This is a genomic window from Ramlibacter sp. (assembly GCF_036383835.1).
Taxonomy (GTDB): Bacteria; Pseudomonadota; Gammaproteobacteria; order Burkholderiales; family Burkholderiaceae_C; genus Ramlibacter.
Genome location: NZ_DASVNN010000064.1, coordinates 1 through 18,900, shown reverse-complemented (window position 1 = coordinate 18,900; position 18,900 = coordinate 1). Strand labels below are relative to the sequence as shown.

General features: G+C 70.0%; 16 protein-coding genes. 7 read left to right on the top strand and 9 right to left on the bottom strand.

Annotation, left to right across the window (positions count from 1 at the left end; translation table 11 throughout):
- Positions 1-9 precede the first annotated feature (9 nt).
- The 6 genes from VF522_RS10390 to VF522_RS10365 all read right to left on the bottom strand — a co-directional run bounded on the left by VF522_RS10390 (position 10) and on the right by VF522_RS10365 (position 5,397).
- On the bottom strand, positions 10-795 hold the full coding sequence (locus VF522_RS10390; protein WP_330908184.1) for an alpha/beta hydrolase: 786 nt from the start codon (positions 793-795) through the stop codon (positions 10-12).
- Positions 796-808: 13 nt separating this feature from the next.
- Positions 809-1,069: a hypothetical protein gene (locus VF522_RS10385; RefSeq protein WP_330908183.1), complete on the bottom strand. Its 261-nt coding sequence runs from the start codon at positions 1,067-1,069 to the stop codon at positions 809-811.
- Positions 1,070-1,141: 72 nt separating this feature from the next.
- On the bottom strand, positions 1,142-1,921 hold the full coding sequence (locus VF522_RS10380; protein WP_330908182.1) for an enoyl-CoA hydratase/isomerase family protein: 780 nt from the start codon (positions 1,919-1,921) through the stop codon (positions 1,142-1,144).
- Positions 1,918-3,147, bottom strand: a complete 1,230-nt coding sequence (locus VF522_RS10375; RefSeq protein WP_330908181.1) for a CoA transferase — start codon at positions 3,145-3,147, stop codon at positions 1,918-1,920. Before VF522_RS10375 ends, VF522_RS10380 begins: the two co-directional genes overlap by 4 nt.
- Positions 3,128-4,102, bottom strand: a complete 975-nt coding sequence (locus VF522_RS10370; protein ID WP_330908180.1) for a tripartite tricarboxylate transporter substrate binding protein — start codon at positions 4,100-4,102, stop codon at positions 3,128-3,130. Before VF522_RS10370 ends, VF522_RS10375 begins: the two co-directional genes overlap by 20 nt.
- 65 nt (positions 4,103-4,167) lie before the next feature.
- Positions 4,168-5,397 (bottom strand): pyridoxal-phosphate-dependent aminotransferase family protein, encoded by a 1,230-nt coding sequence (locus VF522_RS10365; RefSeq protein ID WP_330908179.1) that lies wholly within the window; start codon positions 5,395-5,397, stop codon positions 4,168-4,170.
- Between the two features lie 127 nt (positions 5,398-5,524).
- Here VF522_RS10365 and VF522_RS10360 point away from each other — a divergent pair, with 127 nt between their 5' ends.
- The 6 genes from VF522_RS10360 to VF522_RS10335 all read left to right on the top strand — a co-directional run bounded on the left by VF522_RS10360 (position 5,525) and on the right by VF522_RS10335 (position 13,970).
- Entirely contained in the window at positions 5,525-6,214 is a 690-nt protein-coding gene (locus VF522_RS10360) for a GntR family transcriptional regulator (protein WP_330908178.1), read from the top strand.
- Positions 6,211-9,288: an FAD-binding and (Fe-S)-binding domain-containing protein gene (locus VF522_RS10355; RefSeq protein WP_330908177.1), complete on the top strand. Its 3,078-nt coding sequence runs from the start codon at positions 6,211-6,213 to the stop codon at positions 9,286-9,288. Before VF522_RS10360 ends, VF522_RS10355 begins: the two co-directional genes overlap by 4 nt.
- A 98-nt stretch (positions 9,289-9,386) precedes the next feature.
- Positions 9,387-9,833, top strand: a complete 447-nt coding sequence (locus VF522_RS10350) for a GNAT family N-acetyltransferase (RefSeq protein ID WP_330908176.1) — start codon at positions 9,387-9,389, stop codon at positions 9,831-9,833.
- Entirely contained in the window at positions 9,834-12,038 is a 2,205-nt protein-coding gene (locus tag VF522_RS10345; protein ID WP_330908175.1) for a hybrid sensor histidine kinase/response regulator, read from the top strand.
- A gap of 14 nt (positions 12,039-12,052) precedes the next feature.
- Positions 12,053-12,661 carry a hypothetical protein gene (locus tag VF522_RS10340; protein WP_330908174.1) on the top strand — a complete coding sequence of 203 codons (609 nt, stop codon included), beginning with the start codon at positions 12,053-12,055 and terminating at the stop codon, positions 12,659-12,661.
- A gap of 16 nt (positions 12,662-12,677) precedes the next feature.
- A complete protein-coding gene (locus VF522_RS10335) occupies positions 12,678-13,970 on the top strand; it encodes an acyl-CoA thioesterase/bile acid-CoA:amino acid N-acyltransferase family protein (RefSeq protein ID WP_330908173.1) in 1,293 nt (430 codons plus the stop codon).
- On the opposite strand, the gene VF522_RS10330 is transcribed toward VF522_RS10335, so the two are convergent.
- Positions 13,957-14,919, bottom strand: coding sequence for a tripartite tricarboxylate transporter substrate binding protein (locus VF522_RS10330; protein WP_330908172.1), 963 nt, complete (start codon positions 14,917-14,919; stop codon positions 13,957-13,959). The genes VF522_RS10335 and VF522_RS10330 overlap by 14 nt on opposite strands.
- Before the next feature lie 112 nt (positions 14,920-15,031).
- Here VF522_RS10330 and VF522_RS10325 point away from each other — a divergent pair, with 112 nt between their 5' ends.
- A complete protein-coding gene (locus VF522_RS10325; RefSeq protein WP_330908171.1) occupies positions 15,032-15,931 on the top strand; it encodes a GntR family transcriptional regulator in 900 nt (299 codons plus the stop codon).
- On the opposite strand, the gene VF522_RS10320 is transcribed toward VF522_RS10325, so the two are convergent.
- Together VF522_RS10320 and acnA are read right to left on the bottom strand one after the other, a co-directional pair.
- Complete coding sequence (locus VF522_RS10320) at positions 15,909-16,970, bottom strand: lactonase family protein (protein WP_330908170.1); 1,062 nt, start codon at positions 16,968-16,970, stop codon at positions 15,909-15,911. The two genes, VF522_RS10325 and VF522_RS10320, sit on opposite strands and share 23 nt — an antisense overlap.
- Positions 16,967-18,900, bottom strand: a 1,934-nt coding sequence (gene acnA / locus VF522_RS10315) for an aconitate hydratase AcnA (protein ID WP_330908169.1), incomplete at its 5' end; no start/stop codon positions are given. The genes acnA and VF522_RS10320, both read right to left, overlap by 4 nt.

The window sequence follows — 18,900 nt, the reverse complement described above, 5'->3', positions numbered from 1 at the left end:
CTGGCGGCCTCAGGAAATCGCCACCAGCTCCGCCAGCACGCGCAGCACGAGATCCGGCTCCGTCATCTGCGGGAAATGCCCGCTCTTCTGCGCGATGACCTGCTCGCCCAGCGGCGACAGGCGCACCAGTTCCTGCTGGTGGGCGCGCCTGGCGCCCACCGCGCCGGGCGACATCAGCCAGGACCTCGGCGTGAGGCCGCCCGTCACGACGGTCAGCGGCACCGGCGGGAAGGGGCCCGCCGCCTCGATCTCGCGCACGGTGTCGGCCACGCAGGCCAGTTCGGTCTGCAGGTTGGGCTTGAACAGGACCTGCGGCAGCGCGAGCATCCTGGCGAGCGCGCGCGTGAGGTGGCTCTCGTGTTTCTTCAGTAACGCATGGTCAGCCGGGTGCGTCGCCTCCAGGAACAGGACACCGGCGATTTCCTCGGGATAGAGGCGCGCGAACAGGTTGGCGAACAGGCCTCCCAGCGAATGCGCGACGAGGATGTACGGCGCCTCGAGCCCCACGTAACCGATGAGTTCGCGCAGGGATCCGATCACCACCGGGCCGGTCTGGCGTTCCTGCGGCGGGTCGCTGCCCTGCATGCCGAAGCGGTTCCAGCCGAACACCGTTCCGAGCTGTTCGACCTGCGGGTACAGCGGCTCCCATCCCATGAGGCTCATGCCGGCGCCGCTGAAAAGCAGGATGGTCGACGGGCCCTTGCCCGAGACCATGTAGCCGAGGCGGCCCTGGCGCGTCTGCAGCGCCCGGATGGGCGGCAGCAGGCCCAGGGAGTCCGCGGCGTGCTGCTGCATGCGGCCCGCGCGCTCAGGCGCCGCCGATGCCGGCGATCACCTTGCCCTTGCCCTGGCAGATCGGGCACGTGGAGCCGCCGAGGCGGCCGTTGCCGCCGCACTGCGGGCAGACGCTTTCGCCGGTGTCGGTCGTGCCGCCGGGCGGGTTGGCAGGAAGGTCGAACGACGCGCCCGGATCCTCCTCGCCGGCGACGGACAGGTCGAGGTCGGCGGTGTCGCCCGGACGCGTGGGGGCGTTCGAGCCCGGCAGGGAATCGTGCGGCTTCGCGGCCATGGCGGTCTCCGGTGGCTGACCCATCCTAGGCAGCGCAGCGGGCGCGCTGCGTAGGACGGGGCCGATGGGGACCTATTTCCCTTTCCAGGCCGGCGAGCGCTTCTGCACGAACGCGGTCACGCCTTCCTTGAAATCCTCGCTGCCGTAGGTGCGGCGGATGAGGTCTTCGGCGTCGGGCAGGCCGTGCTTCAGCAGGCGGTTGAGCGCCTCCTTGCTCACCTGCTGCGTGACGGGCGCGAGCGAAGCGAGCTTCGCACACAGCTTCTGCGCCGCCGCCTCGATGGCATCGGCCTCGGCGATCTCCAGCACGTAGCCGCAGGCCCTGGCTTCCTCGGCACCGATCATGTCGGCCAGCATCAGCAGGCGCTGCACCCGCGGCCGTCCGAAGTTGGCGACCAGCGCGGCGACGTTGCCCATCGACAGGCAGTTGCCCAGCGTGCGCGCGATCGGCACGCCGAACTTCGCGGTGGGCGTGGCGATGCGGAAATCGCAGGTGCTGGCGATGGCCAGGCCGCCGCCGATGCACCAGCCCTGCACCACCGCCACGGTGGGCATGGGCAGCGCCGCGAGCAACTGCATCGTGCCGTCGATGCGGTGCTCGTACTCGACGCCGTCCTTGCCGCCCTCGAAGTGCTGGAACTGCGCGATGTCGGTTCCGGCGACGAAAGCCTCGCCGCCGGCGCCCTGGAAGCGCACCACGCGGACGGCGTGGTCCTCCCGCACCTGCTCGCAGATCGCGCGCAGGCGCTGGTACATGGACCACGTCATCGCGTTGCGCGCCTCGGGACGGTCGAAGGTCACCGAGGCGATGCCGCCCTGGATCTCGAGGTGGACTGCACCCTCGTTGCTCATGGACCGAACGCTCCTTCCTCGCGCAGCCGCGCCAGCTGCGCGCCGCCGATGCCGATTTCCTCCAGCACTTCCCCGGTGTGCTCACCCAGCAGCGGCGGATGGCGGCGCACCTGCTGCGGCGTGCCCGAGAGCTTCACCGCGAAGCCGATGTTGGGCACCTTGCCTTCCACCGGGTGGTCGATGTCCATGCGCATGCCGCGCACCTGCGCGTGCTCGCTGGCGAAGGCTTCCGGATAGCTCAGGATGGGGCCGGCCGGGATGCCGTTGGCGAGCAGCGTCTCGACCCAGTGGTCCTTGCCGTGCAGCCGGAAGGTCCGCTCCAGTTCCTCCTGCAGTTCGGCGCGATGGGCGAGACGCTGTGCGATCGTGGTGAAACGCGCGTCGTCCGGCAGTTCGTCGCGCCCCAGCAAGCGGCACAGCTGCATCCACAGCTTCTGGTTGTTCGCGCCCATCACGAAGTGGCCGTCCGCGCAGGCCATGGCCTGGTAGGGGGCGGTCATCTTGTTCGACGTGCCCAGCGGTTGCGGCGGCTTGCCGGTGCCCCACCAGTCGCAGGTGTCCCAGACGGAGAAGGCCATCGCGGTGTCGAACAGCGCCGCGTCGATGTACTGGCCCTGCCCCGTGTTGCGGGCGCCGATGCAGGCGGCGAGCGTCGCGTACACCGCGAACAGCGCGCAGCCGATGTCGGCCACCGGCACGCCGGCCTTCACCGGCGGGCTGTCGGGATAGCCCGTGACGCTCATGACGCCGGACATGGCCTGCGCCATCAGGTCGAAGCCGGGGCGGTCCGCCCAGGGACCGGTCTGCCCGAAGCCCGAGATGCTGGTGTAGACGAGCCGCGGATTGATCTCCTTCAGCACGTCGTAGCCCAGGCCCAGGCGCCGCAGCGCGCCGGGCCGGTAGTTCTCCACCAGGATGTCGGCGTGCTTCGCGAGCGCCTTGAGCACTTCCTTGCCCGCGTCGGACTTGAGGTCGAGCGCGACGCTGCGCTTGTTGCGGTTCATGTTCAGGAAGCCGAGGCTGTCGGCGCCCTTCATCTTGAACCCCATCGCGCCGCGCGTCTGGTCTCCCGTGCCCGGCGGCTCGATCTTGATCACGTCCGCGCCGAGGTCTCCCAGCAGCATGCAGGCATAGGGCCCCGCCATCACCTGGCTGATGTCCAGGACCCGGACACCGGCCAGCGGCAGGGGCCGCCCGCCTTCTTCTTCAACCTTCTGCTTTGACACCGGCTTCCTTCACCACCTTGGTCCAGGTCTTCAGCTCGCTGGTCATGAACTGGGCGAACTTCTCGCGCGAGCCGCCGCCGTCCTCGGCGCCGAACTGCTCGAACTTCTCCTGCACGTCGGCCATGGCGAAGACCTTGTTCATGTCCTCGTTCATGCGCTGCGCCAGCGGCGTGGGCAGCTTGCCGGGGCCCACGAGGCCGTACCAGGTGGTGGCCTCGAAGCCGGGGAAGCCGCTCTCGGCCATGGTGGGAACGTTCGGGTAGCTCTTGGCGCGCTTCAGGCGGGTCTGCGCGATCGGGATCGCCTTGCCGCTCTTCACGTGCGGCGTGGCCGCCGTCATGGTGTCGAAGCTGTACTGGATCTGGCCGCCGATCAGGTCGGTGAGCATCGGGCCCGAGCCCTTGTACGGCACGTGGATCGCATCGACCTTGGCGCGCAGCTTGAACATCTCCAGCGCCAGGTGCTGGGCCGAGCCGCTGCCGGCGGACCCGAAGCTGATCTTGCCCGGGTTCTTCCTGCACAGGTCCACGAGGTCCTTCACGGTCTTGGCGGGCTGCTGCTCGTTGCAGATCAGCAGGTTGGGCGTGACGCCCACAAGCATGATCGGGGCGAAGTCGCGGTCCGGCGAGTAGCCCATGCGCATGCCCATGGCGGGGGCCAGCGCGTGGCTGTTGATGTGGGCCATCAGCAGTGTGCTGCCGTCGGAAGGCTGCTTGGCAACGTATTCGGCGGCGATCATGCCGGAGGCCCCCGCCTTGTTCTCCACGATCACCTGCCGGTCCCAGACCGGGCCGAGCTTCTGCGCCATCACGCGCGCCAGGGCGTCGGTGCCGCCACCGGGGGCGAAGCCCACGACGATGCGGATCGGGCCGTTGGGCAGCCCGAGTTGCTGCGCGCGCAGCGTGGGCAGGGCCACGGATGCGGCGACGCCGGTCATGAAAGTTCTACGTTGCATGCAAGCCTCCTTGATGGTGGGGAAGTGGGAAGGGGAACGCGGCTTCTTCTGTGGATGCTTGTCGTTCAGGCCGCCTTCTGCAGGGCGACCGGCGCCGGATGGCCGGCGAAATACTCCATCGCGGCGGCGACGCCGGAGCCGGCGAGCTTCACGCCGCACAGCTTGAGGCCCATCTCGCAGCCGGAAAGCGCCGCCATCAGCGTGAGGTCGTTGCAGTCGCCGAGGTGGCCGATGCGGAACATGCGGCCCTTGACCTTGCCGAGGCCCGTGCCCAGCGACAGGTCGAAGCGCTCGTAGATCAGCTTGCGCACGACGTCGGCATCGACGCCCTCGGGCATGACCACGCCGGTGAGCACGGGCGACTGCGTGGCCGTCTCGATCACCTGGGTCTCCAGGCCCCAGGCCTTGACGCCGGCGCGCACGCCGGCCGCCCAGCGCTGGTGCCGCGCGAACACGCCCTGCAGGCCGCCGAAGTGCGGATCGAGCAGCATGTCGCAGGCTTCGGCCAGGCCGTACAGCAGGTTGGTATTGGGCGTGTAGGGCCAGTAGCCCGTCTTGTTCATCTCGACGATCTCGTCCCAGGCCCAGAAGGACTTGGGCAGCCTGGCCGTCTTGCTCGCCTCGAGCGCCTTGGGCGAGATCGCGTTGAAGCTGATGCCCGGGGGCAGCATCAGGCCCTTCTGCGAGCCGCTGATGGTGACGTCGACGCCCCACTCGTCGTGCTTGTATTCGGCGGAGGCCAGGCCGGAGATCGAGTCGACCAGCAGCAGTGCGGGATGCTTCGCGGCATCGATCGCGCGGCGCACCGCCAGGATGTTGCTGGTGGCGCCGGTGGACGTCTCGTTGTGCACCACGCACACGGCCTTGATGCTGTGCTGGGTGTCGGCCTTCAGGCGCTCCTCGATCAGGTGCGCCTGCACGCCGCGGCGCCAGCCTTCGACGCCGGGCAGGCCGATGAACTCGGTCTTGATGCCCAGGCGGGTGGCCATCTTGTTCCACAGGCTGGCGAAGTGGCCGGTCTCGTACATCAGCACGTGGTCGCCGGGGGACAGCGTGTTGGAGAGCGCGGCTTCCCAGGCGCCGGTGCCGGACGCCGGATAGATCACCACCGGGTTCTTCGTCTGGAAGATCTGCTGGATCGCCTTGAGCACCCGCAGGCCGAGCACGCCGAACTCCGGACCGCGGTGGTCAATCGTCGGGTAGCTCATGGCGCGCAGGATGCGGTCCGGCACCGGGGACGGACCCGGGATCTGCAGGAAGTGGCGGCCGGTGGGGTGGAAGTCGAGGGTGACCATGGGCGTGCTCTTTCAGGACGGGTGGACGATGGACGCCATTTTTTGCATACAAAATGCGAATGTCAATACCCGACTATCCTGAACTAACGGTTTGCTCACCTTTTAATTTGCATACAAAATAGCGTCCATGACCGCCGATGTGATCTCGATTCCCCGCGCTGCCCTGCACGAGCAGGTGGCGCAGCGCCTGCGCCAGATGCTGGTGGAAGGGCGCATCGCCCCGGGCGCCAAGCTCAATGAACGCGAACTGTCCGAGCTGCTGAACGTTTCCCGCACGCCCCTGCGGGAGGCGATCAAGATGCTCGCCGCCGAGGGGCTAGTGGAACTGGTCCCGAATCGGGGCGCGATAGCGGTTTCCCTGACGGAAGAGGATGTGCTGAATACTTTCGAGGTGATGGCCGGACTCGAGGGGCTGAGCGGCGAACTCGCGGCCCAGCGCATCACGCCCAGGGAACTGGCCGAGATCCAGGCCATGCAGTTCGAGATGATGGCCGCCTACACCCGGCGCGACCTCTCCACCTACTACGCGCTCAACGCGCGCATCCACGACGCGATCAACGCGGCGGCCAAGAACCCGGTGCTGGAGACCGTCTACAGCCAGGTCAATGCCCGGCTACAGGCGCTGCGCTTCCGCTCCAACCAGGACGGCGAGAAGTGGAAGACGGCCGTGAAGGAACACGAGAAGATGATCGAAGCCCTGTCCACGCGCGACGCCGCCGGCATGCGCGAGGTGCTGCTCACCCACCTGCGCAACAAGCGCGACGTGGTGCTGGAGCAGCTGCGTGCCGTCCACAAGACCAGCAAGGGGGCCGCATGAACGCACCGCTGCCACTCGAAGTCACCCGAGAAGCCGCGGGCCAGGCCTATGACCAGGTCGCGCGCGCCAGCAACGAAGTCGCCGGCAAGCTCGCCGAGCGCCTTGCCCGCGAAACGCAGGGCGAAGTGCTGTTCTCGCCCGCCGACCGCGGCCGCTACGCCACCGATGCGTCGATCTACCAGGTGATGCCGGTCGGCGTGTTCCTGCCGCGCAGCGCCGAGGACGCCCGCGTCGCGCTCGACATCTGCCGCGACCTGAAGGTACCCATCGTCCCGCGCGGCGGCGGCACCAGCCAGTGCGGCCAGACCGTGGGCGCCGGCCTCGTCATCGACTTCTCCAAGCACGTGCGCAACGTGCTGGACGTCGACGCGGCCGCCCGCACCGTGACGGTGGAGCCCGGCATCGTGCTGGACCACCTCAACGCCCACCTGAAGAAGACCGGCCTCTGGTATCCGGTGGACGTCTCCACCGCGGCCCAGGCCACGCTCGGCGGCATGGCCGGCAACAACTCCTGCGGCAGCCGCAGCATCGCCTACGGCAACATGGTGCACAACGTGCTGGGCGCGCAAGCCTGGACGTCCGACGGCGCCCTGCACACCTTCGGCCGCTTCGACGCCAGCACCGGCACCGCGCGCGCCTTCGGCGAGAAGGTGCGCGACCTCGCCCTGGCGCTGCAGCCCGAGATCGAGTCGCGCTGGCCCAAGGTGATGCGCCGCGTCGCGGGCTACAACCTCGACGTCTTCCACAACCAGAACGAGCGGCCCTACACCCAGGACGGCAGCGTCAACCTGGCGCACCTCCTGATCGGCAGCGAAGGGACGCTGGCGCTGACGAAATCGCTGACGCTGCAGCTGTCCGACCTGCCCAGGCACAAGGTGCTGGGCGTGGTGAACTTCCCCAGCTTCTACCAGGCGATGGATTCGGCCCAGCACATCGTGAAGCTGGGCACCGATGGCACGCTCACCGCCGTCGAACTGGTCGACCGCACGATGATCGAGCTGTCGCTGCAGAACCCGGCCTTCGCGCCGACGGTGCGCAGCGCCCTCATCGGCCAGCCCGACGCGCTGCTGCTGGTGGAATTCGCCGGCGCCGACAAGTCCACGCTGGTGCGCAAACTGGGCGAACTGCAGGAGCTGATGGGCGACCTCGGCCTGCCCGGCTCGGTGGTGCTGATGTCGGACGACGCGCCCCAGAAGAACCTGTGGGAAGTGCGCAAGGCCGGCCTCAACATCATGATGAGCCTCAAGGGCGACGGCAAGCCGGTCTCCTTCATCGAGGACTGCGCGGTGCCGCTGCAGCACCTGGCCGAATACACCGACGCCCTCACCCAGGTGTTCCGCAGGCACGGCACCAAGGGCACCTGGTACGCGCACGCCTCGGTCGGCACGCTGCACGTGCGGCCGATCCTCGACATGCGGCGCAACGGCGCGCCGGAGATGCGCCGCATCGCCGAGGAAGCGTCGGAGCTGGTGCGCAAGTACAAGGGCGCCTACTCCGGCGAGCACGGCGATGGCCTGTGCCGCGGCGAATGGATCCAGTGGCAGTTCGGCCCGGAGATCGACGCCGCCTTCGGCGAGATCAAGCGGATGTTCGATCCGATCGGCCTGCTGTCGCCGAACCGCATCATCGATCCGCCGCGCATGGACGACACGCGGCTGATGCGCTTCCCGCCCGGCTACAAGGTGATCCCGCTGCAGCCGGTGCTCGACTGGAGCGCCTGGAACGTGCAGAACGATCCCGCCACCGAGCAGACCACCGCGCCCGGCACCGGCGGCGATCCCGCCGGCGGTTTCGCCAAGGCGGTGGAGATGTGCAACAACAACGGCCACTGCCGCAAGTTCGACGCCGGCACCATGTGCCCCAGCTACCGCGTCACGCGCGACGAACAGCACCTCACGCGCGGCCGCGCCAACACGCTGCGGCTGGCGGTGAGCGGCCAGCTCGGGCCGGACGGCCTGGCCAGCGAAGCGGTGCGCGAAGCCATGGAGCTGTGCGTCAGCTGCAAGGGCTGCAAGCGCGACTGCCCCACGGGCGTCGACATGGCGCGCATGAAGATCGAGTTCCGCCATGCCGACGGCCGCAAGAACGGCTGGTCGCTGAAGGACAAGCTGATCGCCAGGCTGCCCGAGTACGCCGCCGGCGCCAGCAGGATCGCCGGCCTGCTGAACCTGCGCAACCGCAGCCCGCTGCTGGCGAGCCTGGGCGAGAAGCTGCTGGGCTTTTCCGCGAAGCGCAGCCTGCCCGAGTGGCAGGCCGAGCACTTCTTCAACAGCGGCGTGCGCGGCGCCTCGCGCGACGAGGTGCTGGCCGCGGCCCGCCCGGTCGTGCTGTTCGTCGACACCTTCAACGGCTTCTTCGAATCGGCCAATGCGAAAGCGGCGTTCGACGTGCTGCAGGCAGCGGGCTACACGGTGCACGTGGCGAGCAAGCAGGTCGACGACGGCAAGCACCTGTGCTGCGGCCGCACCTACCTGGCCGGCGGCATGGTGGAGGAAGCGAAAGCCAAGGCGGGCGAACTGCTGGATGCGATGGAGCCCTTCGTGGCCAGGGGCATCCCGGTCGTGGGCCTGGAGCCCTCCTGCCTGCTGACGCTGCGCGACGAGATGACGGCCATGGGCTTCGGCGAACGCGCGCAGGCGCTGGCGAAGCAGTCGCTGCTGCTGGAGGAATTCCTGGCGGCGGAAGCGCAGGCCGGCCGGCTGGAGACGCTGCGCGCGAAGCTGAAGCCGGTGGCGCAGCCCGTGCTGGTGCACGGCCACTGCCACCAGAAGGCCTTCGGCGCGGTGTCGCCGGTGCTGGACGTGCTGAAGCTGATCCCGGGCGCGCAGCCGCAGCTGATCGAGTCGAGCTGCTGCGGCATGGCCGGCAGCTTCGGCTACGAGGCGAAGACCCACGCCGTCTCCATGCAGATGGCCGAGCTGAGCCTGCTGCCCGCCGTGCGCTCCGCGCCCGACGCGATCGTGGTCGCCGACGGCACCAGTTGCAGGCACCAGATCCACGATGGTGCGCAGCGCGAAGCGATCCACGCGGCGGTGTTGCTGGCAAGGCAACTGCACGACGTCACCCCCGCGTAGGCGGGGGCCCAGGACGGCGCGCAGCGCCTCTTCGCAATGCCCTGGATCCCCGCCTCCGCGGGGAGGACGAAGGCCGTTAACATGTGCATGTGACTCCCATGTCCTGCACCATCCGGGCCGCGCTGCCCTCGGACGAAGCCACCTGGCGCCAGCTCTGGCGCGGCTACTGCGATTTCTACGGGACCCAGCTGCCCGAGGAGGTCACCAACCGCACCTGGAAGCGCATCCTCGATCCCGATTCGCAGGTGATGTGCGTCGTGGCCGAAGTCGACGGCCAGGTCTACGGCTTCGCCCATTGCGTGGTGCACGAAAACACCTGGGAGACGCAGGCCGTCTGCTACCTGGAGGACCTGTACGTCACGCCGGCCGCGCGCGGCCACGGTGTCGGCACCGCCTTGCTGGAGTGGCTGCGCAACGCGATGCGCGCCGAAGGCTGGGCGCGCCTGTACTGGATGACGAAGGCCGACAACGCCGAGGCGCGGCGGCTCTACGACCGCTTCACGCAGGCGGACGATTTCGTCCGCTACGTCGTCCGGCTGAAATAAATGAAGCCGCAGCGACAAGGCCGGCCGCTGCGCTTCCGCCTGTTCCTGCTGGCCGCGAGCGGCCTGCTGCCGCTGGCCATCGTCGCCGGCGTGGTGCTGGCCTACCTGGCGGGCGAACGCGAGCGCGACGCGCAGGACACCGCGCTGGCCATCTCCCGCGCCATGGGCGCCGCAGTGGACGCGGAGCTGCGTTCCACGATCGGCGTGCTCCAGAGCATCGCGCTGTTCGACGAACTCGATCCGGAGCGGCACCGGGACTTCCATGCGCTGGCCCGGCGCATCGCCGTCCACCAGGGCTGGCGTGCCGTCGTGCTGGCCGATCCCGCCGGCAAGGTGGTCCTCAGCACCGCCGCGTCCTTCGGCAACGTCCCGGCGTCGCCGGTGGAGCAGGAGAGCATGCAGCTGGTCGTCGCCCGCATGGAGCCCGTGGTGGGGACGGTCGCCGAAGGGCCGCATCGTCTTGGCCCCGCCTTCGCGGTCCGGGTCCCGGTGCTGCGCGGGGACAAGCTGGCCGCTGTGCTCACGGCGGTCGTCCCGGTGGAGCGCATCGCCACGGTGCTGCAGAGCCAGCAGCTTCCCGCCACCTCCGTGGTGGCGGTGTTCGACCAGAACCACAACCGCGTGTCGCGCTCGCGCGAGCACGCCTCCGCGCGACCGTCGCCGTCCCTGCAGGCCCTGCTGAACCAGGGCCGTTCCGAAGGCGCGGGCCACACCGTCACGCTCGAAGGCGCGCGCAGCCAGACCGGCTACGTGCGCCTGCCCCGGTCGCACTGGGTCGTGGCCACGGGAATCGCGCAGGCCGGCTCCGAGCGCGGCCTGTACGGCGTGCTCGGCGCGGTGGGCGGGGGCCTGCTCGCCTCGCTCGCGCTCGCCGCCTTCGCCGCCTGGTACTTCGCGCGCGACGTGTTCGACCCCATCGACCAGCTGAAGGGCGCGGCCGGCGCGCTCGGGCGCGGCGAGCCGGTGCGCCTGGAGCCGCTGGGCATCGCCGAACTGCAGGACGTGGGCGCCGCGCTGCAGGACGCCTCGGCCGAACGCGACCGGTCCGCCGCGGAACGCGAGAGCCTGCTCGCGCGCGTGACCGAGGCCCTGCGCCGTGCCGAGGACGCGGGCCGCAGCAAGGACGAATTCCTCGCCATGCTGGGGCACGAGCTGCGCAATCCGCTCGCGCCCATGGCCACCGCGCTGCACCTGATGGCGCGCAAGGGCGACCCCGGCTCGAAGACCGAGCGCGAGGTGATGGAGCGGCAGGTCGCGCACATGAAGCGGCTGGTCGACGACCTGCTGGACGTCTCGCGCATCACCGGCAAGCGGCTGGAGATGCGCATGCAGCCCGTGCGCGCCGCCGAACTGGTGCGGCAAGCCGGCCAGTCGGTGCAGTCCGTGCTGGGACTGCGGCGCTTCGCCGTCGACATCGCGCCGGACGCCGAGAACCTCTGGGTGAGCGGCGACGAGGTGCGGCTGTCGCAGTGCCTCAACAACCTGCTGGGCAACGCGGTCAAGTTCACCGGGCCGGAAGGGCGCATCGCGCTGGCGCTGCGCCTGCAGGACGCGCAAGCCGGGATCACGGTGAGCGACGACGGCATCGGCATGCCGCCCGAGGTGCTGGAGCACGTGTTCGAGCTGTTCTACCAGGCGCCGCAGGACGCCGACCGCGCGCGCGGCGGCCTGGGCCTCGGCCTGCCGATCGTGCGCAGCCTGGTGGAGATGCACGGCGGCTCGGTGCAGGCGCACAGCGAGGGCGAAGGCCGCGGCAGCGCCCTCACGCTGCGCCTGCCGGTGATCCAGCCGCCGGCGCAGGCGGCGGCCGCGCCGCACGCACCCGCGAGCGACGGCGCGCAGGCCCGTGTGCTGCTGGTGGACGACAACCAGGACGCGGCCGACACCGCCGGCACGCTGCTCGCGCTTTCGGGCTACGAAGTGAAGGTCGCCTACGACCCCGGCGTCGCCCTCGCCCTGCTCGACGCGTTCGAGCCGCAGGTGGCGGTGCTGGACATCGGCCTGCCCGGCATGAGCGGCTACGAGCTGGCCGCGCGCATGCAGTCGCATCGCAACGGCAGGAACTGCTATCTTGTGGCCCTCACCGGCTACGGCACGGCGGCGGATGCCGTCAAGGCCTACGAAGCCGGTTTCCGCAGGCATCTGGTGAAGCCGGCCCAGCCCGAGGCGCTGATCGAGGCGATCGAGCAGGGCCTGCAAGGCTGAGAAGGAGAGCGACGATGAAGACGATGCGACGGGCCTTCTGCGCGGCGATGCTGGCCTGCACGCTGCTGCCCGGCATGGCTTTCGCGCAGGCACGGAGCGTGCGCCTGCGCGGCACGATCGAGTCGCTGGGCGACACCCGCCTGGTGCTGCGCACCCGCGGCGGCGAACGCGTGGAACTCGCGCTGCCGGCGAACCTCGTGGTGACCGAGGTGTATCCGGTGACCCTGGCCGACATCCGCCCGGGCAGCTTCATCGGCGTCGGCGCGATGCCGCAGCCCGATGGCACGCAGCGCGCGATCGCCGTCACGGTGTTCCCGGAGAACATGCGCGGCACCGGCGAGGGCCACCGGCCCTTCGACTTCCTGCCGCAAAGCACGATGACGAATGCGACGGTGGCCGGCGTCGCCACCGCGGCCGATGGCCAGCGGCTCGAGCTGCGTTATGGCGATGGCCAGAAGACGATCGTGGTTCCGCCCGGCACGCCGATCGTGAGCCTGCGCCCCGGCGAGCGCGCGATGCTCGCCGTCGGCAGCGCCATCGCCGTCAGCGCGCAGGAGGTGCAGGGCCAGCCGACGGCCACGCGCATCAGCGCCGGCCGCAACGGCTTCGCGCCGCCTTACTGAGCGGCACCGCCGGCGGATGCGCTTCGGCTTGCTCCCAACTGCCTGCCGCGTCGACGAGGCGCTGCACATCACGGTGGAGAATGTCTCGCCGGATGCGCGTTTGGTGGTGCGAGCGACATCGGCCACGCCGGACGGGAAGGTGCTCGCCTCCCAGGCGACCTTCGCCGCAACGCGCGGCGACCTGGACCTCGCCCGCGATGCACCGCTCGCGGGCGGGTACGCGGGTATCGACGCGATGGGCTTGTTCTGGTCACGCTCCGTGCAGGATTCCGCCGCGGCCCCGCCGTGGCTGGCGCTGGATGCCGACCCGATGGCGGTGACCCTCTCCGCGGAGGTGGAGGGGACCGACGAGCGCATCACGCATCGCTTGCGCCGGATGTACTTCGATGCGGCGATCGTGTCGCGCACCGAGCTTCGCGAGAACGGCCTCGTCGGCGCACTGTTCCGACCGAAGCGGGAAGGCCGGCATCCGGCCGTCCTGGTCGTGGGCGGATCCGGCGGTGGCCTGTCGTGGTCCGGCGAGATGGCGGCCCTGCTGGCCGCGAACGGATTCGCGGCGCTGGCCCTGGGCTACTTCGGCCTGGAAGCGTTGCCCGCCACGCTGGACCGGATCCCGCTGGAAACTTTCGGCCAGGCCCTGGCTTGGCTGCGCGCCAGCCCCGGCGTCCAGCCCGGTGGCGTGGCAGTCTGCGGTTCTTCACGCGGGGGCGAGCTCGCGCTCCTGCTGGGCGCGACGTTTCCCTCGATCAGCGCGGTCGTCGCCTATTCCCCGAGCGGCATCGTGGGGCCGGCGTACCCCGCCAGCGGACATTCGGCCTGGACGCTCAGCGGCGACGAACTTGCATATGCCGACGTGATGCCCATGGAGGAATGGCTCTCGATGGTGGCAAGGGGCGAGGCGGAAGAAGAGAGCTTCGAGTGGTACCTGCGGCCATTGCGCGACCCTGCCCTCCTCGCAGCAAGCGCGATCCGCGTCGAGAACATCCGCGGCCCTGTGATGCTGGTGCTCGGTGCGGCCGACCGGATGTGGCCGTCGGCGGACCTGACCGCGTTCGCGCTGGACCGTTTCAGGCACGGCGGCTTTCCGCACGAAGTGGAAGTCCTGGCCTACCCGGAGGCGGGCCATTTCCTCGGCTGGCCGCACGTATCGACGACGCTCACCCGCTTCACGCATCGGGTGTCCGGCGAAGAGGTCGACTTCGGCGGCACGCCGGAGGCGACCGCCCACGCGCGGAAGGACTCATGGACGCGCATGCTGGCCTTCCTGCGACGTTCACTACCGCCGCGCCCGGACCTCACTCCAGCTTGATGTTCGCGGCCTTCACCACCTGGGCCCAGCGCTTGTTCTCGGCCTCGATGAAGCTCGCGAACTGCTCGGGCGTGCCGCCGCCGATCTCGTTGCCGGGGCCGGTGATCTTGCTGCGGACATCGGGCACGCCGAGCGCGGCGTTGAAGCTTTCGTTCAGGCGCTTCACCACCGCCGGCGGCATGCCCTTGGGACCGACCAGGCCCAGCCAGTTCGACACCGTCACGCTGGGATAACCCAGTTCGGCCATCGTCGGCACGTCCGGCAGGCTGGGGAGGCGCTTCTCGCTCGTCACGGCCAGCGCGCGCGTCTTGCCGGCCTGGATGGAAGGCAGCGCCGCATAGGTCTGCTCGAACATCATGTCCACCTCGCCGGACAGCAGCGCGTTGGCGGCGGGACCGCCGCCCTTGTACGGGATCGACAGCATGAAGATGCCGGCCTGCTGCTTGAACAGTTCGGCGCTCAGGTGGTGCGCGCCGCCCGGCCCCGCATTGGCGATCGACAGCCCGCCCGGCCTGGCCTTGGCCGCGGTGATCACGTCCTTCAGGTTCTTGAAGGGCTTGTCGACGCGGGTCACCAGCACCAGCGGCGCCTTCTCGATCAGCACGATGGGCGTGAAGTCCTTCGCGCCGAAATTCATCTTCGGATACAGCGACGGGTTCACCGCCAGCGGGCCCATGGCGCCGATGCCCAGCGTGTAGCCGTCGGCCGCCTGGCGCGCCACGTAGTCGTGGCCGATGTTGCCGCTCGCGCCCGGCTTGTTGTCCACCACGATGCTCTTGCCGAGGCTCTTGGCCACCTCGACGCCCAGCATGCGCGCGCGGATGTCGTTGTTGCCGCCGGCGGCGAAGGACACGATCACCGTGATCGGCTTGGCCGGGAAGTCCTGCGCCTGCGCGGCGAAGGGCAGCGTCGCAGCGGCGGCGGCGCAGAGGAGATGGCGTCTTTGCATGGGAAATCCCGCGTTGTTGATGATTGCATTTTAGCTAGTTAAAGAGCAATCTGGCCAGCCCGAACGCTCAGGGATTTCCCGTTACCCTATGCAGGTCCGCACACCGCCCTCCATGCTCACCACCGACAAGCCCATCGCCAGCCAGATCCTCGACCTCGTCCGCACCGAAGGACTGGAGGAAGGCGCGCACCTGCCCGCGCAATGGCTGGCCGACCGCCTGCGCGTGTCGCGCTCGCCGATCAACGAGGCCCTCGGCCTGCTGGAGGACAAAGGCATCCTGCAGCGGCAGCCGAACCGCGGCTACTTCCTCGCCAAGGGCGCGGAGAAACTCGCGCGCGCGGAGGCCGGCGTGCTGGACCTCGGCGAAGGCGACGACCTCGCCGCCATCTACTTCCGCATCGCCGAGGACCGCCTGCGCGGCGAGCTGCCCGACACCTTCACCGAAGCGCTGCTCAAGCGCCGCTACGAGCTCACCCCGGCGCAGCTGCAGGGCCTGCTGTCGCGCATGGCCCACGAAGGCTGGGTGCAGAAGAAGCCCGGCTACGGCTGGGAGTTCTCGCCCATGCTCACCACGCCGGAGAGCCTGCTGCAGTCCTACCGCCTGCGGCTCGCGCTGGAGCCGATGGCGCTGATGGAGCCCGGCTACCGGATCGACCCGCAGGTGCTCGCGCGCTGCCGCGCCGCCGAGATCCACCTGCTGGAAGGCGGCATCGAGACCGACACGCCCGACCAGATCCACGACCGCGGCGTGCGCTTCCACGAGGCGCTGGTGGAAGGCTCGGGCAATCCCTTCTTCATCGACGCGATCCGCCGCGTCAACCGCGTGCGCCGCCTGCTGTCCTACCGCTCGATGCAGGACCGCCAGCGCTACAAGCAGCATTGCAGGCAGCACCTGAAGATCCTCGACCTGCTGGAACAGGGCCGCAACGAGGAAGCCTCCGGGATGCTGCGCGAGCACCTGCAAAGCACGCTGCGCAACCTGGCGAAGATCAGGAACGTGCTGAAGCCCTGAACACCATGCACACGGGGCTGCCGCAAGGCAGTTCCTGGCGCGGCGCGCCGAGGCGGCCGCTGGCCGGGTCGCGCGGCAGCACCGCGATGCGGTCGCTGTCCTCGTTCAACGCATAGAGCACGTCGCCCACCGGGCCGAGCGCGATGAAGCGCGGCGTGCGGCCGCCGCTGGAGAAGGCCTCCACGAAGGCCGGCGTTCCCTGCGCGTCGAGGGTGAACAGCGCGATGCTGTCGTGCCCGCGGTTCGACGCATGGAGGAATCGTCCCGAGGGATCCACCTGCAGCTGCGCCCCGCGGCTGTGGCCGGTGAACGTTGCCGGCAACGTCGTCAGCAGGTGGCGCGGCTGCAGGGCACCGCTCTCCGCATCGAAGCCGCAGGTGGCGAGCGTGGAATCGAGCTCGTTCAGCACGTAGCCGACCGGCAGCACCGGATGGAAGGCCAGGTTGCGCGGCCCGGCGCCTTCGCGCGCCTGCGCCCAGGGCTGCGCCGCCGGCACCAGCCGGCCGGCATCGAAGCGGAAGCTGAACACGCGGTCCAGGCCCTTGTCCGGCACCAGCACGAAGCGGCCGCTGGGGTCGAAGGGATTGAAGTGCGGCTTGGAGAACGGCTGCTCGATGCGGTGCGGGCCCGGCACACCGGGCAGCTTCGTCAGTTCGAGCAGCTCGCCCAGGGCGCCGTCTTCCTTCACCGACAGGACCGCGAGCGTTCCGTCCAGGTGGTTGGGGACGACCAGGAAGCGTTCGCTCGGATCGAGCGCGAGGTGCACCGGGTTGCGGCCGCCGCAGCCGACCTGGTTGAGAAACGCCAGCTTGCCGTCTTCGTCGACCGCGAAGGCGCTCACCTCGTGCTGGTCCCCGTGCACCGTGTAGAGACGGTCGCCGCGGCGATTGAGCGCCAGGAAGGAAGGATTCACCAAGCCGCCCTGCAGGTGCACGCGCGCGAGCGTGCCGTCGTCCGCCACGCGCAGCACGCTGATGCCCTCCCCGCGCGCATTGCGTTCGCGCGTGGTGCGCGAGCCGACGAAGGCCAATACGCTCACGACAGGCGCTCCTGCAGGATGGCCGGGATCACGCCGCCGGCGCGCAGCAGGTCGATCTCCAGTTGCGTTTCCACGGCGGCCGTGGCGGCGAAGGTCTCGACGCGGCCATCGGCGCGCAGCAGCTTCACGGGTACGGCGGCGCGCACCTTCAGCGCGTCGGTGCGCGCGTCGATGTCGAGGCGATCGCCCGGCTGCAGCGCCAGGCTGTCCGGATGCACGCCTTCGGGCAGCTGCAGCGGCAGGATGCCCATCCCGATCAGGTTGGAGCGGTGGATGCGCTCGAAGCTGCAGGCCAGCACGGCCCGGATGCCCAGCAGGCGCTGGCCCTTGGCGGCCCAGTCGCGCGAGGAGCCCATGCCATAGCGCTCGCCCGCGACCACGACCACCGATTGACCGTCCGCGCGATAGCGTTCGGCCGCTTCCCAGATCGGCAGCACCTGGCCGCTGGGCACGTGCAGCGTGTGCGCGACGGGCGCATCGGGCCGCAGCAGGTTGCGCAGCGTCTTGTTGTGGAAGGCCGCGCGCAGCATCACTTCCCAGTTGCCGCGGCGCGAGGCGAACACGTTGAGGTCGTCGCGCTGCTCGCCGCGCGCCACCAGGTGGTCGGCCACCAGGCTGTCGGGAGGAATCGCGCTGGCGGGCGAGATGTGGTCGGTGGTCACGTCGTCGCCCAGCACCAGCAGCGGCTGCGCGGTGTAGTGGCCGAGCAGGCTGCCTTCGGTCACCGCCGCGAAGGGCGGCCGGCGCAGCGCGGTGGACCCGGCATCCCAGGGAAAGCGCGCGCCTTCGGGCGCCTTCAGCGCCTTCCACAGCGGATTGGCGGACGCCTCGCGGAAGTCGCGGGCGTAGTCACCGGCATCGAGCGCCGAGCGCAGGTGCGACTCGATCTCCTCGCGCGTGGGCCACAGGTCCGCGAGGCGCACGGGGCGGCCGTCCGGCGCGGTGCCCACGGGCTCGTCGCGCAGGTTGCGTTCGGCATCGCCCGCGAGACCGAAGGCCACCACCAATGCGGGCGACATGATGAAGCTCAGCTCGATGTCCGGATGCACGCGGCCCGGGAAGTTGCGGTTGCCGGAGAGGATCGCGACGGCCTTGGCGTGGCCGGCGCCCTGCGCGGCGCGGATCGGCTCGGTCAGCGGCCCGGGATTGCCGATGCACGTCGTGCAGCCGTAGCCGACGATGCCGAAGCCCACCGCCTGCAGGTCGGCCAGCAGGCCCGAACGCTCGAGATAGGAAGCCGCGGCGGGCGATCCGGGCGCCAGCGAGGTCTTCACCCAGGCCGGCGCGCGCAGGCCGAGCGCGCGCGCGTTGCGGGCCACGAGGCCGGCGGCGATCAGCAGGCGCGGATCGGAGGTGTTGGTGCAGCTGGTGATGGCGGCGATCGCCACCGGGTGGCGCGGCATCGCGCCTTCGCCTTTTCCGCCGAAGCCGGTCGCACGCAGCGCCTCGCCCGTCGCGGCGAAATCCAGCAGGTCCTGCGGTCGGCGCGGACCCGCCACGTGGATGCCGATGGCGGACAGGTCGATCTCCACCACGCGCGAATAGCGCGGCGCCGCCTGCGGGTCGAACCACAGGCCGGCGCGCCTGCAATAGGCCTCGACCAGCGCCACCGCCTCTGCGCCGCGGCCGGTCTGGCGCAGGTAGTCCAGCGTGTGCGCGTCCACCGCGAAGAAACCGGTGGTGGCGCCGTACTCCGGCGCCATGTTGGCCACCACGGCGCGATCGCCCGCATCGAGCGTCGCCACGCCCGGACCGAAGAACTCGACGAAGTCGCCGGTCACGTCGGCCTGCCGCAACCGCTGCGTGACGGTGAGCGCGAGGTCGGTCGCCTGCGCGCCGGCCGCCAGCGCGCCGGTGAGGCGCACGCCGACGACGTCGGGGATGCGGATCATGGTCGGCATGCCGAACATGACGGTCTGCGCTTCCAGGC